Here is a 15408-nt window from a genome sequence, read left to right as displayed (position 1 = left end):
GCGGCGACCTAGTGGGCGCACAATTCGCCTCCATCATCGCCAACGGTGGACTGCTACTGGCCATCCCGATCGCGATCTTCGCCGGCCTGGTTTCGTTCGCCTCCCCATGCGTGCTCCCCTTGGTGCCCGGGTATCTGGCCTACGTCGGCGGAGTCACCGGGTCCACGGGGCGCGTCAGCCGACGTCGAACCGTCACCGGAGTCGCGCTTTTTGTCCTCGGCTTCGCCATCGTGTTCATCGCCTACGGTGCCCTTTTCGGCGCCTTCGGGTCCTGGCTAGTGCGCTGGCAAGACCTCATCACCCGTCTGCTCGGCCTTCTAGTGATCGTGATGGGCCTGGCCTTTGTCGGCACCTTCTCGTTCTTCCAACGCACCCTGAAAATGCCCATCCGCCCCTCGACCGGCATCATCGGCGCACCCCTGCTCGGAATCGTCTTCGGGCTCGGCTGGACACCCTGCATGGGACCCACCCTCGCCGCCGTCCTCTCGCTCAGCCTGTCCAGCCAATCCGCCGCGCGCGGCGCCATCCTGACCGGCTTCTACTCAATCGGCCTCGGTATTCCCTTTGTCCTCCTCGCCCTCGGAATCGGTTGGGCGACCGGCGCCATCAGCTTCCTCCGCCGACACATCCGAGCCATCAACATCGCCGGCGGCACCGTCCTGATCGTGATCGGCCTCCTGATGGTCACCGGAGTCTGGACCGCGTGGATCTATAGCCTCCAAGCCCTCATCGGTGGGGTCACGCTCCCGATCTGATCAATCCGCCCGACAAATGCCCCGAAGGAGTTCCTATGAACAGACAACACAACATCGGCGAAAGCGCCGAACGCTACGACGCCCGACTTCACCTTGTCTACACGGGTGTGTGGCCGATGGCGAAGGTGTCCCTCCTTGTCGGCCTGATCATGGCCGCAGTCACCGTACTTGCCAGCGCCCTCCTCTGGACGATCCTTGACCAAATCGGCGCGTTCCAACAAATCGATTCCCTCCTCTCCGGCCCGGCGGGTGAAACCACGGCATCCTCCGCCTCAAGCGTTGCCAAAGTAATCAACCTCGGAACCGCGCTCGTCGGGTCGGTCGTGGTAGGGCTCGCCGGTGCGCTCGCCACCATGGTGGGCGGGATGTTTATCGCTCTGCTTTACAACCTCAGTTCCAAAGCGACCGGCGGACTCTTCATCGGATTTAGACAGGACTGACGCCCCAGGCCCCGCTAGACAGCTCGGCAAGAAGGAGAAAGGTGCCAGACGATCAAAATGAGCGGCCCTGGTGGGAAACCGGAGCTGCACCTGAACCCGTGCTCCCGGCGAAGGCCCGTAGACATCGCCTCCTTATCGGCGGTGCCGTAGTCTCTGTCGCCGCTAGCGCGCTCTACCTCTTCCTCTCTATGTTTTCAATGAGAATGTGACGACACAGTGCGCTTCCGCGGACACCGCAGAACAACGTTACGTCGTGTCGATGGTCAGGTGCCATCACGGGCCTACTCGATCCCGTGGTGGTGGTGCGGTGATTGAGCTGGCAGCAAATCACCCATTTTGCGGGCGGGGCCTCTCAGAGGACCGTCATCGCGCCGCCCGGGGGCAATGTTGATGGTGTCCACAGCAAACCGCGCCGACGGGGCAAGATCTCCCGGTCGTACGAGAGCACCCCAACGCGGCACGATGAATCGACGCTCCGTTCACTCGCAAGCAGTATTGGCGGGGCGTCGCCAACTCCTGCGAAAGAAGATCCCGCGTCGAACCTGCTCGAATTCGGTGACGGCGTGTTGCGGGGGAGGGAGAAGCGGTCACAGGTTAGCGTCGGGGAGCCAACGACCCATCTCTTTCCGAAGGCTACTTCTTCGCACATACGATTCGGACCTTGAATGCAACGACGTCACGTCTCAACTCTCACGCGCGGCATGGGCTCGTGGAGACTTTGGGCTGGACTGGTAATTGCAGTCCTTATCACCGCATCGGGCGGCATCACCGCCCCCAAAGCGATGGCCGATTCTTATCCATCGTGGGGTGACGTTCAAGCCGCACGTTCAAGCGAGGCGGCAAAACAGGCCCAAGTCAATGCGATCACCGCCCTGCTTTCGAATCTCAAGACGCAAGTAAAAGCGGCCGAGGACGCCGCAGTCGCCCGCGAAAGAGACAACGAAGCAGCCCAGCTCGCACTCACAGCGGGCCAAAACAAGGCAGATAGGCTCACGGCCGCGGCCGCCCAGCTGAAGGTCAAGTCCGAAACCTCCCACCAGCAGGCGGCGACAGTGATGGCGAAGTTCGCCCGCACGGGCGGTCCCAATCTCACCGGCACGCTACTGATCAGCAAGTCCTCAGACCGAGCGGGCCTGCTCTATCGCCTGAGTAGTCTGGGCAAGCTGGCGTCGACCATCAACCGGCTGTACTCGCAGGCAGCGCAGGACAGCAACAACGCAAATGCCGCCAGCGATCAGGCCGTTGCCGCGAAGGACGCTCTCGCCACGCTTGCCGTCACCGCGAAGACCGCGTTGGCCAAAGCGGTCCAGGCACAGAAGGACATGATTGCGTCGCTGGCTACACAAACCGCCCACGAGAACGAGCTGCAGGCCCAGCTTGCGTCGCTGACCAGCGCCACCGCTACGACGGAACAGCAGTATCAGGCCGGCGTTGCGGCACGAGCGGCAGCGGAAGCCGCCGCCGCGGCCGCCGCACGCGCTGCGGGATCCAGCGCCCCGGTGTCCTCTGACGCCCGCGCCCTCGCCCAAGAGCTTATGGGGTACGTCGCGGCTGGCCAACTTTCCGGCTCTTCCCCCGACCACATCATGGAGATCCGATGGATCGCGGAGGGCCGCTCGGTCCCGAACTGCGGGATCGACACCCAAGTTCTGCAGGTCATGGTGATCGCCTTGCACACCTTCGCAACCGTCGGCGTCAGTGACATCAACCGGCGCTGTACCGGCCAGATTGAAGGTGCTGGGATTTACTCGCAGCATTATGCCGGGGGCGGTGGCCACGCGGTGGACTTCTACCGCCTCGGCGGTAGCCTAGCGACCGGCGCAGACGGCAATTCCCTGGCGCTGATCCGCATACTCGACCCGAGGATGCCGTATGGTTCGGGCCTTGGCCAAAATAACTGTCGAGCGAGGGCGGGAAACGAACCTGCCCTGCGCAACTTTCAAGACTTCTACGACACCTGCAACCATCTTCACATCAACGACCCAATGTAACCAGCCCTGTCGACACAACGTCGACGAAGCTGGACAGAGCACCAGCAGTGCCGCAGAGGCCGGGTCTGAAGTACGGAGCTGAGAATGCCCCGCACCGGTTTCCCTGCGATACCACTGGTGGGTATTCTTGAGGAGATGGACAGGGACAGCGCACGGGTCGGGTACTGATGGTGCTCGCACTCATCTCCGGAATCGCTGCCATGCATACGGGAATCGACACGCCCATGACGGCCACTTCCACCGCAGACTTCGCCCATAGCGACCTAACGAGCATGGCCTCTTCTCTGGCGGGGCCCACCCCCCAACATCCCTCGGTCGCGGCGGACGTGGCACGCACCTCCACGACGGCCCTAGGGTGTGTTGATAAACGACTTTTGGTCTTCGTTCGGCGAGGCTGGGTGTTGTGTCGCGTGATGTGATCTCGGATGAGATGTGGGCGGTGATCGGGCCGCTGTTCCCGAAGGCCGCGGCCACGGGCCGGCCGCCGGTCGATCCGCGCCAGGTCGTGGAGGCGACGGCCTGGCGGTATCGAACGGGGGCGCCGTGGCGGGATCTGCCGGAGCAGTTCGGGAAGTGGAACACGGTCTATAAGGTGTTCGACCGGTGGGCCAAGTTGGGTGTGTGGGCGAGGGTCCTGGAGCAGGTGCAGTCACAAGCGCACGCCTCTGGCGAGTTGGACTGGGTGGCCTCGATCGATTCCACGATCGTGCGTGTGCACCAGCACGGCGCCACGCTGCCGCGCCCAAAAAAGGGCCCGATCGAACTACACGAAGTTCGGGACGGAGCCGCCTGATCATGCGATCGGCCGCTCCCGCGGGGGCCTGACGACCAAGTCCCACCTGGTCTGCGACGGCCGTGGCCGGGCGTTGGCGTTTGTGCTCACCGGCGGCCAGGTCGCCGACACGATCATGCTCCCGGCCACTCTGAGTGAGATCCGGGTGCCGACCGCCGGGCGCCCCAGGCTGCGGCCGGAGCGCGTCCTGGCGGACAAGGGCTACCCCTCCAAAGCAAACCGGGCCTGGCTGCGGCAGCACCAGATCGCGGCGACCATCCCCGAGCGAGACGACCAGATCGCGCACCGCCGCCGGAAGCCGGGCCGGCCCATCGACTTCGGGCCCGAGCAGCGGGAACGCTACCGCGGACGCAACGTCGTCGAACGCTGCTTCAACCGGCTCAAACAATGGCGGGGCCTCGCGATGAGATCAGACAAGACCGCCCGCAACTACCACGCCGCCCTCTGCCTCGCCGCCACCCTCCACTGGCTCAACACCGGGTTTATCAACACGCCCTAGTCGCACCGATGAGCCACGACACCATGCACGCCTGCCTCTTCTTGCTCGGCGCCACCCTGCTTTTCCTGCCCGCTTCCCCGTTGGGGAACAAACTTTCCTTCGGCGCGCCTCGATTGATCGCGCAATGGCGACAAGAGATCGCGGTGCGTGCTAGCGATCGCCCGCTGGTTCTCCAGGTTTTGCGGATTTAAAGGCTCCTGGGGAGAGCTCTGCTTCTCTCATCGGATACAACCTCGAAATCCCAAACCAATCCTTTGGAGTACTGATGAAAATCGCACCTCGTCTTGTCCTTGCCGGCGTGGTCTTGGCCGCTGGTGGCCTCCTCACCGCCTGCACCGGTTCCGGCATGGGAGACATGTCCGGCATGTCCGGTATGTCCTCGACACCCACCGCGGCGCACAACGCGCAAGACGTCACATTCGCGCAGATGATGATCGTGCACCACGAAGGCGCCATTGAAATGGCCGACCTCGCCCCATCCCGTGCCGCTTCAACTCAGGTCAAGGACCTGGCCGAGAAGATCAAAGCCGCCCAGCAGCCCGAGATCGAACAGATGAAGTCCTGGTTGAAGTCTTGGGGTGAACCGGTCACTATGCCCGGAATGGGCTCGAGCTCGCCGACCCCCGACGACATGTCCGGAATGAATATGTCCACGCCGATGCCTACCGATTCCTCCAGCATGGGTTCGATGCCTGGGATGACCGCGCAGGACATGGACAGCTTGAAGGCCGCAACCGGAACTGCGTTTGATAAGCAATTCCTCACCCTGATGATCCAGCACCACGAAGGTGCGATCACCATGGCCAAGCAGGAACAGTCGGGTGGCAAGGACGGTGCCGCCGTGAAGCTCGGCGACAACATCGTCAACTCCCAAACTGCGGAGATCGCCGATATGAAAGCCATGCTGGCGGCCCTCGGCTAGCGTGCGCGGGTCGCGATCTTTGACTCACGCCTGCATTGACCCCGGTGGGGTGGGATCCACATTCCCCCTGCGCCACCTCACCGGGCCCCTCTCCTTTTGCTCTGCTCTGCCTCATGAGGTCTGCCATGCCGCTTTCTGCCCAACCCCCACGCCCACTCAGCCGACGTACCTTCCTCAGCGCGAGCATCGGTGCCGCCACCCTGGCCGCGCTTGCTGCGTGCACCCCGGCAACACCCGCTCTGATATCCCCAACGTCCGCTGCAGTTGCGGCGGCGGAGAAGGCGCGCCGGCGGACCGGCCGGGTCACTGCTGTGGCGTTGGATGCCCAGCCCTCGCAACTCGATCTTGCGGGTCGGATCGCTGACACGTGGACGTTCGGGTCAACACCGGCTCCCGTCATCCGCGCTCGTGCCGGTGACACTATCCAGGCGAACGTCTCGAACCGGTTACCTGCGTCCACCTCGGTGCATTGGCATGGCGTTGCTCTGCGCAACGACATGGACGGTGTGCCTCCGCTGACCCAGAACCCGATCGCTGCCGGAGACGCCTTCCGCTATAGCTTTACTGCCGAGCACCCGGGCACCTACTGGTTCCACCCGCACGTCGGCGTGCAAATCGACCGGGGCCTCTATGGAGCGCTAATCATCGACGATCCGCGAGAACCCCTGAGCTACGACCAAGAATGGATCGTCATCCTCGACGACTGGCTCGATGGAGTAACCAGCACACCGGACCAAGTGTTGAACGATCTCTCCAAAGGGATGGGGGCAATGGGGATGAACGGAATGCTCATGAGGATGGGAAACATGCTGATGGGCACCAACTCGGCATTGCTCGGTGGTGACACCGGCGACGTCTACTACCCGCTCTATCTGATCAATGGCCGGCCCGCTGCTGACCCGGAAACCTTCACAAGCAAGCCTGGATCGAAAATCCGGATCCGGTTCATCAACGCTGGCGCCGATACTGCATTCCGGGTCGCTATCAGCGGCCACACCCTGACAATCACCCACACCGACGGGTACCCCGTCCGGCATAGCGAGGTCGATAGTCTCCTGATCGGGATGGGGGAGCGCTACGACGTCATCGTCACCGCCGGCGACGGAGTTTTCCCACTCGTTGCCTCCGCTGAGGGCAAGGACGCCGCCGCATACGCCATCCTCCGTACCGGCACTGGCGCCGCGCCAGCGCCCCTGAAGACGCTGCCCGAGCTGAACTCGCCGCGGGTGGGGGTGGCCGAAGATCTGATCGCGGACGACGCGGTGCAGCTGAAGTCACGCGCCGTCGACCGCACCGTGCAAATGAAGCTGTCCGGCAGCATGAACTCGTACAAGTGGGCAGTCAACGGCCGGCAGTTCAATCCGGACCGGCCCTTGCAAGACGCCCTCGCGGTTCACGAGGGGGAGCGGGTGCAACTGGAATTCGTCAACGACACCACCATGTGGCATCCGATGCACCTGCACGGGCACACCTATCAACACCCCGGCCGCGGTCCCCGCAAAGACACCTCGATCGTCCTTCCGGGCAAGACTCTTCGTGTCGACTTCGACGCCGATAACCCCGGCCTCTGGCTAAGCCACTGCCACAACATCTACCACGGCGAGTCGGGCATGATGACCGTGCTCGCGTACCAGAAATAGCAGCCGCGTCGACTGTCCGCACGAACATCGGGCACATTCGTGGCGCATGCTCACTTTGGTGGAATACGGGCAGGGGGTATCATGTTGTTGAGGGAAGGATACCCCTTGCCCGTATTTCTGGAGGAATGACAATGTCGACGACTGAGTATGAAGTCACCGGGATGACCTGCGGTCACTGTGAGATGTCGGTCCGCGAAGAAGTGGAACAGATCGCAGGTATCGAAAACATCGACGTGTCCGCAACAACCGGCAAGCTGGTTGTGACCAGCGCGACCGACCTTGATGACGCACAAGTCTTCGCCGCGGTCAAGGAGGCGGGCTACTCAGCCGTTCGTGTCTGAGCTGAGCTCACCCATCAAACAGGTTGGAGTGGGGCTGGATGCCTCCTTTGGCGCCAGCCTCACCATCGTCCGGCTGCTGTTCCCGGCAGACGCGGTGGGATGTTCACCCACTCACGCTGAGCAGTCGCCCGTGAGTTACACCGGCCCCTCGCACCGCCAATCCATTCATCCGCCTGTTGGCGCTGCCCGATCCCGGAGGATCACATGGCCACAAACGAAGCGCTCGTACCACCTCCTGCCGCGAACATCGAACTCGAAATCGGGGGAATGACCTGCGCATCGTGCGCGATGCGAATCGAGAAGAAGCTGAACAAGCTCGACGGGATCAACGCGACGGTGAACTACGCCACCGAGAAGGCGCGGGTGAGCGCCCCGGCCGAATTCGATCCGCAGACGCTGATCGCCGAGGTGGAGAAGGCAGGATATAGCGCCACGCTTCCGGTCGTGGCTCCGCAAAACGCAGCGCCCGAGGACGCCCCCGACGCGGAGCACATTGCGCTGCGACAGCGACTGGTCGGGAGCATCGCGCTTTCTGTTCCGGTGATCGCGCTGGCAATGGTTCCGGCGTTCCAGTTCACCGATTGGCAATGGTTGTCATTGACGCTGGCCGCCCCGGTGATCGTGTGGGCCGGTTGGCCGTTCCACAAGGCCGCGTTCATCAACCTCCGGCATGGGGCAGCGACGATGGACACGCTTGTCTCCGTCGGCACGTCCGCTGCCCTGCTCTGGTCTCTATATGCCCTGTTCTTTGGCACGGCCGGAATGCCAGGGATGACCCACGGTTTTGAATTTTCGGTCGCCCACAACACCGGCGCCGGCAACATCTATCTCGAGGTCGCTGCCGGAGTGACGATGTTCGTCCTAGCCGGCCGATACTTCGAGAAACGTTCGAAGCGCCAGGCTGGTGCAGCATTGCGCGCCCTTCTGGCGCTCGGCGCCAAGGACGTGGCCGTGCTCCGTAACGGCATCGAGACGCGCATCCCCACCGATCAGCTCGCCGTCGCGGACGAGTTCGTGGTGCGCCCAGGGGAGAAGATTGCCACCGACGGTGTCGTCGTGGACGGCACGAGCGCGGTCGACGCGTCCATGCTGACCGGCGAATCTGTCCCAGTCGAGGTTGGTGTGGGCGACAGCGTGGTGGGCGCAACCGTGAACGCCGGCGGACGGCTTGTCGTCCGCGCGACGAGAGTCGGAACAGATACCCAGTTGGCACAGATGGCGGAGCTCGTTGAGGATGCACAATCGGGCAAGGCCGAAGTGCAGCGCCTGGCGGACAAAATCTCCGGCGTGTTCGTCCCCATCGTGATCGCAATCGCCGTCACCACACTCGTCGTCTGGCTGGCAAGCGGATTCCCGATCGAAGCCGCCTTCAGCGCCGCTGTCGCTGTCTTGATCATCGCCTGCCCGTGCGCGCTCGGGCTGGCGACACCGACCGCGCTGCTGGTCGGAACCGGCCGTGGCGCCCAGCTCGGCATCCTCATCAAGGGACCGGAAGTACTCGAATCCACCCGCAAGGTGGACACGATCGTGCTCGACAAGACGGGCACGGTCACCACCGGCAAGATGACCCTCGTGGCCATTCACACGGCCGAAGGGGTCGAGGAGGCCGAACTACTGAGACTGGCAGGCGCCGTCGAAGACGCCTCTGAGCACCCCATCGCGCAAGCCGTCGCCAAGGGAGCCACGCAACGCGTCGGAACCCTTCCCACGGTCGAGTCGTTCGCCAACATTGAAGGAATGGGCGTGCAGGGCGTCGTCAACGGTCGCCTCGTATTGGTCGGGCGTAATTCGCTGCTGACAGAATGGTCGGTTCCGGCCGATTCGACGCTTGTCACTGCCAAGGAAGCTGCCGAAGAGGCAGGGCAAACCGCGATCGTCGTCGCCTGGGACGGAACCGCGCGTGGCGTTCTCGTCGTAGCGGATGCGATCAAAAACACCAGCGCCGAGGCGATCACACAATTCAAACGACTGGGCCTTACGCCCGTACTCCTCACCGGCGACAACGAGACTGTCGCCAACCAGGTTGCCGCACAGGTTGGGATCGAGCAGGTCATCGCCGAGGTATTTCCCAGGGAGAAAGTCGCTATCGTGACCCGGCTGCAGGCCGAAGGCAAAGTCGTTGCGATGGTCGGTGACGGCGTCAACGACGCCGCCGCCCTGGCCCAGGCCGATCTCGGCTTGGCGATGGGTACCGGCACGGACGTCGCCATCGAAGCCGCGGACCTCACCCTGGTGCGCGGCGACCTCCGCTCCGCCGCAGACGCAATCCGTCTCTCCCGGCGCACCCTCAGCACAATCAAAGTCAACCTCTTCTGGGCGTTCGCCTACAACGTGGCAGCCATCCCGTTGGCTGCTCTGGGCCTGCTGAATCCCATGCTCGCGGGCGCCGCGATGGCGTTCTCCAGCGTCTTCGTCGTAAGCAACAGCCTCCGCCTCCGCTCGTTCGAGTCGAACGCAAGCAACACAGAGAGGCTCGTACAGCGCGCGACCGCCAAGCAGGCCCCTCAAAGCGCCTGAACCCACCCACCAACCCAACCGTCGAAGGAAGAAACTGCCATGACCGACAACCACCACCACACCCCCAGCGCACCCGATCACCATCACGGGGCGCCCACCGGGACCCAGAACCTGCTCGGACCGGCCGCCACCGACCTGGCAGAATGCCCGGTCATGAAGGGCAGCCTGGTCGTCAAGGCGGACGCAGAAGCGGCTGGCCTTTACCGCGACTACGAGGGCACCCGCTACTACCTCTGCTGCGCCGGATGCGGACCCAAGTTCGACGCCGACCCCGCCCGCTACGCCACCGCCTGACGCAACCGCGACTGGCATTAGGCGTCGTCTCGACGCCAGAGCTGATCTCGACAGAAACCTGCAACCGTTACAGGGTAGGAACCATGACCAATCACGCCGGGCGGGACAACCACTCCGTCCCCGCGCACACCGTGCAGACCGGTCCGGATGCGCACGCCCACCACGACACGACCCGACCGGAGGAACCGAAGACGTCCACCCACGCCGGCCACGACATGGCGGGCCACGACGGTCACGATATGGCTGGGCATAGTGGGCACGACATGACTGGGCATGCCGGTCACGGCGACCACGTCGGGCAATTCCATCGCCTGTTCTGGGTCATGCTGGTCGTGGCCGTGCCGGTCGTCGTCTTCTCCCAAATGTTCGCGATGATCCTCGGCTACCACCTCCCCGACGCTGCATGGATCGGCTGGATCTCGCCGGTCCTGGGCACGGTCATGTACGTGTGGGGTGGGAGGCCTTTCCTCATCGGTGCCGCCGCTGAACTTCGTTCCCGGAAACCCGGGATGATGCTGCTGATCGCTTTGGCCATCACGGTGGCGTTCTTTGCATCGTGGGGCGCGAGCCTTGGGATCCTCGACCACCAGCTCGACTTTTGGTGGGAACTCGCCCTGCTGATCGTGATCATGCTTCTCGGGCACTGGATCGAGATGCGTTCCCTCGCCCAGACAACCTCCGCCCTCGACTCCCTGGCCGCGCTCCTACCGGACGAGGCCGAACGGGTCGACGGCGAGCGGACCATACCGGTACCACCGTCCGAGTTGCAGGTCGGGGACATGGTCGTGGTCCGGCCCGGTGGCCGCGTCCCGGCCGACGGAAAGATCGTGGACGGTTCGGCGAGCATGGACGAGTCCATGATCACCGGTGAATCGCGCACCGTCCGACGCGGTTCAGGTGACATCGTCATCGCCGGGACGGTCGCCACCGACTCCGGCCTGCGGGTAGAGATCACCGCTGTCGGCGATGACACCGCCCTGGCCGGCATCCAACGCCTGGTCACTGAAGCCCAGAACTCTTCCTCCCGCGCCCAACGGATCGCCGATACCGCTGCTGGATGGCTTTTCTGGTTCGCTCTCGGCTCCGGCATCATTACAGCGATCGTCTGGACCCTGATCGGGCTCCCAGACGACGCGGTCGTGCGTACCATCACCGTTCTGGTGATCGCCTGCCCGCACGCACTCGGCCTCGCGATCCCGCTCGTCGTGTCGATCGCGACCGAGAGAGCGGCGCGTGGCGGCGTGCTGATCAAGGACCGGCTGGCGCTGGAGAGCATGCGGACGGTGAACACCGTCTTGTTCGACAAGACTGGAACGCTCACCAAGGGCGAACCGACCGTGTCCGCGATCGAAGCGACCGACGATTACGACAAGGCTCGTGTGCTCGCTCTGGCCGCCGCTGCAGAGAGCGACTCCGAACACCCACTCGCCCGAGCGATCGTGAACGCGGCAAACGACTGGCAACTCACTGTTCCGAGAGCCACCGGGTTCGAATCGTCCCCGGCGATCGGTGTAACTGCAATTGTTGACGGTTCTCGAGTCCAGGTCGGCGGCCCGCGCCTCCTGGAGCAGGAGAACGGCTACGAACTCGATGTCGCCTATGACTGGCGCGAAGAGGGAGCGATCATTTTGCACGTACTGGTCGACGGGCAGGTCGTCGGCGCGCTCAAACTCGCCGACGAAGTGCGCGAAGAGTCCAGGCAAGCCGTCGAAGCGCTTCACGCCCAAAACGTAGACGTCGTCATGATCACCGGTGACGCTGACGCTGTCGCCAAATCCGTTGCCACCGAACTCGGAATCGACCGCTACTTCGCTAGCGTCCGCCCGGAAGACAAAGCCGCCAAGGTGAAAGAACTGCAGGCCGAAGGCCGCAAGGTGGCGATGGTGGGTGACGGTGTCAACGACGCGCCCGCGCTGGCCCAGGCCGACGTCGGGATCGCGATCGGCGCCGGCACTGATGTCGCGATCGCGTCCGCTGGCGTCATTCTCGCCAGCGACGATCCCCGCTCGGTGCTCTCGGTCATCCAGCTGTCCCGAGCCAGTTACCGCAAAATGAAGCAAAACCTGTGGTGGGCGGCCGGCTACAACTTGATCTCGGTGCCGCTCGCGGCGGGTGTTCTGGCTCCCATAGGATTCGTGTTGCCGATGTCGGTCGGCGCGATCTTGATGTCGCTGTCCACGATCGTCGTCGCACTGAACGCGCAGCTGTTGCGTCGCCTGGACTTGCGACCAGAAGTGAGCACCCGTGCCATGCTCGATCGAACCGATCAACCTGCTCCGCCAGAGCTGGCGCGACAAGCGTAAAAAAGGCAACCGAAGAAAGACAGACGATGGACACCGCTACCGAATCAACGCATGGCTACATCACCGATAAGGACAAATACCTCAACCGTCTGAAGCGGATCGAGGGCCAGACCCGTGGGGTGTATCGGATGGTCGACGAGGAGCAGTATTGCATCGACATCCTCACCCAGATTTCCGCGCTCACCTCGGCGCTGCAATCGGTGGCTCTTGGACTCGTCGACGACCACCTCAAACACTGCGTCACAGACGCGGTCAAGCTGGGCGGCGCGGAAGCGGACGCCAAGATCAAGGAAGCATCGGACGCGATAGCGCGGTTGGTCCGGTCGTAAGCACCCGGGCAGGCGGCCTAGACGAGGGCGACCGGGAGCAGCTTCAGTCCTCATCAACCAGGCAATGATGGGGGAGGGCCGCTCGTGTAAGACCGCCGCGTGGCTCCCGAGGTCGGGACTCGGCGTACGCAGACGATCAACCAGACCACGAGCACCGCTCCGATCGCGACAAGTGACACGGCAAAGAGGTATTGCGGCGGGGACCATTCACGAGTTTCCGTCGGTTGATATAGGGGCCGAGTTTGGTTGATGGTTCCAGTGAAGTCCTGGGAGATCGGAAGCCACACCTCAAGCTTCCCGACAGAGGATGAAACGTCGGCGTAGACGAACCACAGGCCTGGACGTGGAAGTGAGATTCGACCGGTCGCCCGACCGGACCTGCTCACCGACCCGGCCGCCAGCGGTGCCGTAATCGTTTGGCCGGCCCGCCGGGCAACCAGCCACGCCCGACCCGCCATTGTCGCCGTGGTGCGGAAGTCGTCCACGGTAACGGTAAGCTCGCCCCACCCGTCACCCTGGACCGAAAGGGCCGCCGTTCCGAAGGACGGCCCCTGCCCGGGATCATGCGCGCTAGCCGGCTCCGGTGTGAGCAGCGCAAAACTCAACCCGAGCAGGAGAACGATCGTCGCTGTAACAGCGCGATTCCTGACGCCGACCACAAAGACAGCGACGAGAGCCGCGCCCACCACTGCCATCGTCCACGGCAGAATCGACTCTATCTCCACGCTGCTGAGCCCGATTGCAGAGAGGAAGGATTCAAGGGCGGCCACGATACTGGCGGCGACCAACCATCGCAACCGTGGCAGGCTCTGAAGAAGATCAACGGCCGCCAGCCCGAGAAGCGCAAGCGGCAGGTCCGGCGCCAACCAACCCGCCCCGGTGAGCCCGGCGGTCAGCGCCGCGCGCAACAGGAAATACGCGACGATCGCCGTTGTGAGGGCGAATGGGAACCCGGTCGTGCGAATGATCACCCACCCAGCGCTCAGCAACGAGAGCAGAGCAACAGGCAGATAGAGCTTCTCACTGAACTGAGGGACATCCGTGTCGTACTCCATCACAAGGATCTGAGCTGCAGCCAGCACGACGGCGGATAGCCCGATCTGCAACTGGCGCCACGGTCGATCCGAAACGCTGACCAGCATCGCACCCAAGAGGACCGTCGTTGAAATCACCGACAGCAGGTGCGGAGGCGACCACAAGACTGCGTCGCGACCAAAAGTACTGTGCCAAAAGGCATCAGCGGGAGCGGCGATCGCTGTGGCAGTAGCGCTTGCCGCGGCGAGGATTAGCCCCGGCGCGCGAACAAGGGCATTCAAGGAACGAGTAACGCGAAGTATCCGCACCGCCCAGAGACCCAAGATTAAGCCAACCGCGACGATCGATGCGTACAACAGAAGATGCGGAGGAATCAGGGCACTATCTCGGCCGAGCGTGGAATGCCACGAGTCGTCCCAATACGCCGACGCGAGCCCCAGCCCGCTCGCGCCGACAATCATCCACCCACTCGGGCGCCCAACACCGGTCGGCAAGGCGGGATCCATAACTGGATGATATACCCACCCGGGGTATACCGGAAGGTTGCCTGGGAGTAGTCACAGCGGACCTACTCGCGCTGGTGTCTGTTCCCCGGGTCGAAGAGAGCGTGAGACAGCGTTTAGCTAGTGTGCGGTCATTTCTGGTTGGTCAGAATAGTTGGGCGCGGGAGCAAGCCCGAAGAGCTCTTCCAATGTCTGCTTTCCGCTGTCGCGGAGCTGGGACGCCAACGCTGTGCCGACCCACCGAAAGTGCCATGGCTCGTAAGCGAACCCCGTGACCATCGATTTTTTGGGCGGGTAGCGAAGGACCCATCCGTATCGGTAGGCGTTTGCAGCAAGCCACACCCCCGTGGGCGACCTTCCGAAACAATCGTCCTCGAGCCCGCAACCGCTTTGCGTGTCGAGGATGTCGACAGCCATCCCCGTCTGATGTTCGCTGTAACCGGGTCGTGCGCTCGTTGCGTCCGCGTTCGAAGCTCCTCCGTCGGACTTTGTGTAGGAGGCGTAGACATCGGTCTGGTATTTGAAGGAGCGGTATCCGCTTTGGGCGACGAGAGTCGCTCCGGTTTCAGCTTTCGCGGCGGCGGCGAGCTGGACGAATGCTGCTGCTGCAGCCCGGCGGAGGGATTGACCATTTGGGTTGGGGATATTCGGGGGGAGGGTTGTCAGGTCACCGGGTTCATAGGTGGCAGCGCCGGGGATGGGGCGGAGCTTGTTGACGAGGAACCAAGGGCTACCGGGGTCAGTCAGCGAGTACACTCGCAGCTGCACCGGAGTGGGCGCGATGCTGGGGACCGGTCGCGTCTCTGGGGGAGAGGTAGCGGTCGCAGGTTCGCTGAGGCCGCGGTCGATAGTGCCGGCGGGAGCGATGATGCCGTAGACCGCTCCAAGGCTCACCGTCACTGCTGCGATGAGAATTGCGCCGGTAATAATTGACCACGCGAAGGTCAGGCGCTCCTGGTAAGGCCTTAGCGCCAGCGGCCGCAAGTGCGTATAGTCAGCCCACATCGAGCGCAGCAGAGCGAACGTTTCGCGACTAGCCCTTCGGG

Annotated in this window: 13 protein-coding genes and 1 pseudogene; 12 read left to right on the top strand and 2 right to left on the bottom strand. The window is 63.5% G+C overall.

The annotated features are described in order from the left end of the window. Positions 1 to 11: 11 nt before the first annotated feature. The 12 genes and pseudogenes from BGO91_RS14820 (at position 12) to BGO91_RS14765 (ending at position 12824) form a co-directional block, all read left to right on the top strand. A complete protein-coding gene (locus BGO91_RS14820; protein WP_290473519.1) occupies positions 12 to 755 on the top strand; it encodes a cytochrome c biogenesis protein CcdA in 744 nt (247 codons plus the stop codon). A 35-nt stretch (positions 756 to 790) separates the two neighbouring features. Further along, positions 791 to 1195, top strand: a complete 405-nt coding sequence (locus tag BGO91_RS14815; RefSeq protein WP_290473500.1) for a DUF3566 domain-containing protein — start codon at positions 791 to 793, stop codon at positions 1193 to 1195. A 701-nt stretch (positions 1196 to 1896) separates the two neighbouring features. Beyond that, positions 1897 to 3186: a hypothetical protein gene (locus BGO91_RS14810; protein WP_290473499.1), complete on the top strand. Its 1290-nt coding sequence runs from the start codon at positions 1897 to 1899 to the stop codon at positions 3184 to 3186. Positions 3187 to 3616: 430 nt separating this feature from the next. After that, positions 3617 to 4478 (top strand): annotated as a pseudogene (locus BGO91_RS14805) (IS5 family transposase). A gap of 8 nt (positions 4479 to 4486) precedes the next feature. Next, positions 4487 to 4669, top strand: coding sequence for a hypothetical protein (locus tag BGO91_RS14800; RefSeq protein WP_290473498.1), 183 nt, complete (start codon positions 4487 to 4489; stop codon positions 4667 to 4669). Positions 4670 to 4743: 74 nt separating this feature from the next. Continuing rightward, the gene (locus BGO91_RS14795; protein ID WP_290473497.1) at positions 4744 to 5400 is read left to right on the top strand and encodes a DUF305 domain-containing protein; all 657 of its coding nucleotides are present in this window, start codon (positions 4744 to 4746) and stop codon (positions 5398 to 5400) included. Between the two features lie 125 nt (positions 5401 to 5525). After that, positions 5526 to 7040 carry a multicopper oxidase family protein gene (locus BGO91_RS14790; RefSeq protein ID WP_290473496.1) on the top strand — a complete coding sequence of 505 codons (1515 nt, stop codon included), beginning with the start codon at positions 5526 to 5528 and terminating at the stop codon, positions 7038 to 7040. A gap of 131 nt (positions 7041 to 7171) precedes the next feature. Continuing rightward, complete coding sequence (locus BGO91_RS14785) at positions 7172 to 7381, top strand: heavy-metal-associated domain-containing protein (RefSeq protein ID WP_115697591.1); 210 nt, start codon at positions 7172 to 7174, stop codon at positions 7379 to 7381. A gap of 204 nt (positions 7382 to 7585) precedes the next feature. Further along, positions 7586 to 9898 (top strand): cation-translocating P-type ATPase, encoded by a 2313-nt coding sequence (locus BGO91_RS14780; RefSeq protein WP_290473495.1) that lies wholly within the window; start codon positions 7586 to 7588, stop codon positions 9896 to 9898. A gap of 39 nt (positions 9899 to 9937) precedes the next feature. Continuing rightward, positions 9938 to 10192 carry a YHS domain-containing protein gene (locus tag BGO91_RS14775; RefSeq protein WP_290473494.1) on the top strand — a complete coding sequence of 85 codons (255 nt, stop codon included), beginning with the start codon at positions 9938 to 9940 and terminating at the stop codon, positions 10190 to 10192. Positions 10193 to 10431: 239 nt separating this feature from the next. Continuing rightward, entirely contained in the window at positions 10432 to 12495 is a 2064-nt protein-coding gene (locus tag BGO91_RS14770; protein ID WP_290473518.1) for a heavy metal translocating P-type ATPase, read from the top strand. 26 nt (positions 12496 to 12521) lie between these two features. Then, positions 12522 to 12824: a metal-sensitive transcriptional regulator gene (locus tag BGO91_RS14765; RefSeq protein WP_115697587.1), complete on the top strand. Its 303-nt coding sequence runs from the start codon at positions 12522 to 12524 to the stop codon at positions 12822 to 12824. A gap of 53 nt (positions 12825 to 12877) precedes the next feature. On the opposite strand, the gene BGO91_RS14760 is transcribed toward BGO91_RS14765, so the two are convergent. Both BGO91_RS14760 and BGO91_RS14755 read right to left on the bottom strand, forming a co-directional pair. After that, positions 12878 to 14365, bottom strand: a complete 1488-nt coding sequence (locus tag BGO91_RS14760; protein WP_290473493.1) for a hypothetical protein — start codon at positions 14363 to 14365, stop codon at positions 12878 to 12880. Positions 14366 to 14482: 117 nt separating this feature from the next. Further along, entirely contained in the window at positions 14483 to 15367 is an 885-nt protein-coding gene (locus tag BGO91_RS14755) for a M15 family metallopeptidase (RefSeq protein ID WP_290473492.1), read from the bottom strand. Positions 15368 to 15408: the final 41 nt, after the last annotated feature.

Origin of the sequence: Leifsonia sp. 71-9, from assembly GCF_001898805.1 — a bacterium.
Taxonomy (GTDB): domain Bacteria; phylum Actinomycetota; class Actinomycetes; order Actinomycetales; family Microbacteriaceae; genus Leifsonia.
The sequence above is the reverse complement of the archived record's forward strand: the minus strand, read 5'-3'. Positions and strand labels throughout refer to the sequence as shown.

Excerpts from the sequence above, each read along its gene's own strand:
- BGO91_RS14780 (WP_290473495.1), top strand. The coding sequence starts at position 7,586 with ATGGCCACAAACGAAGCGCTCGTACCACCTCCTGCCGCGAACATCGAA.
- BGO91_RS14815 (WP_290473500.1), top strand. The coding sequence starts at position 791 with ATGAACAGACAACACAACATCGGCGAAAGCGCCGAACGCTACGACGCC.
- BGO91_RS14795 (WP_290473497.1), top strand. The coding sequence starts at position 4,744 with ATGAAAATCGCACCTCGTCTTGTCCTTGCCGGCGTGGTCTTGGCCGCT.
- BGO91_RS14790 (WP_290473496.1), top strand. The coding sequence starts at position 5,526 with ATGCCGCTTTCTGCCCAACCCCCACGCCCACTCAGCCGACGTACCTTC.
- BGO91_RS14755 (WP_290473492.1), bottom strand. The coding sequence starts at position 15,367 with ATGTGGGCTGACTATACGCACTTGCGGCCGCTGGCGCTAAGGCCTTAC.
- BGO91_RS14775 (WP_290473494.1), top strand. The coding sequence starts at position 9,938 with ATGACCGACAACCACCACCACACCCCCAGCGCACCCGATCACCATCAC.
- BGO91_RS14810 (WP_290473499.1), top strand. The coding sequence starts at position 1,897 with ATGGGCTCGTGGAGACTTTGGGCTGGACTGGTAATTGCAGTCCTTATC.
- BGO91_RS14785 (WP_115697591.1), top strand. The coding sequence starts at position 7,172 with ATGTCGACGACTGAGTATGAAGTCACCGGGATGACCTGCGGTCACTGT.
- BGO91_RS14800 (WP_290473498.1), top strand. The coding sequence starts at position 4,487 with ATGAGCCACGACACCATGCACGCCTGCCTCTTCTTGCTCGGCGCCACC.
- BGO91_RS14760 (WP_290473493.1), bottom strand. The coding sequence starts at position 14,365 with ATGGATCCCGCCTTGCCGACCGGTGTTGGGCGCCCGAGTGGGTGGATG.
- BGO91_RS14770 (WP_290473518.1), top strand. The coding sequence starts at position 10,432 with ATGGCTGGGCATAGTGGGCACGACATGACTGGGCATGCCGGTCACGGC.
- BGO91_RS14765 (WP_115697587.1), top strand. The coding sequence starts at position 12,522 with ATGGACACCGCTACCGAATCAACGCATGGCTACATCACCGATAAGGAC.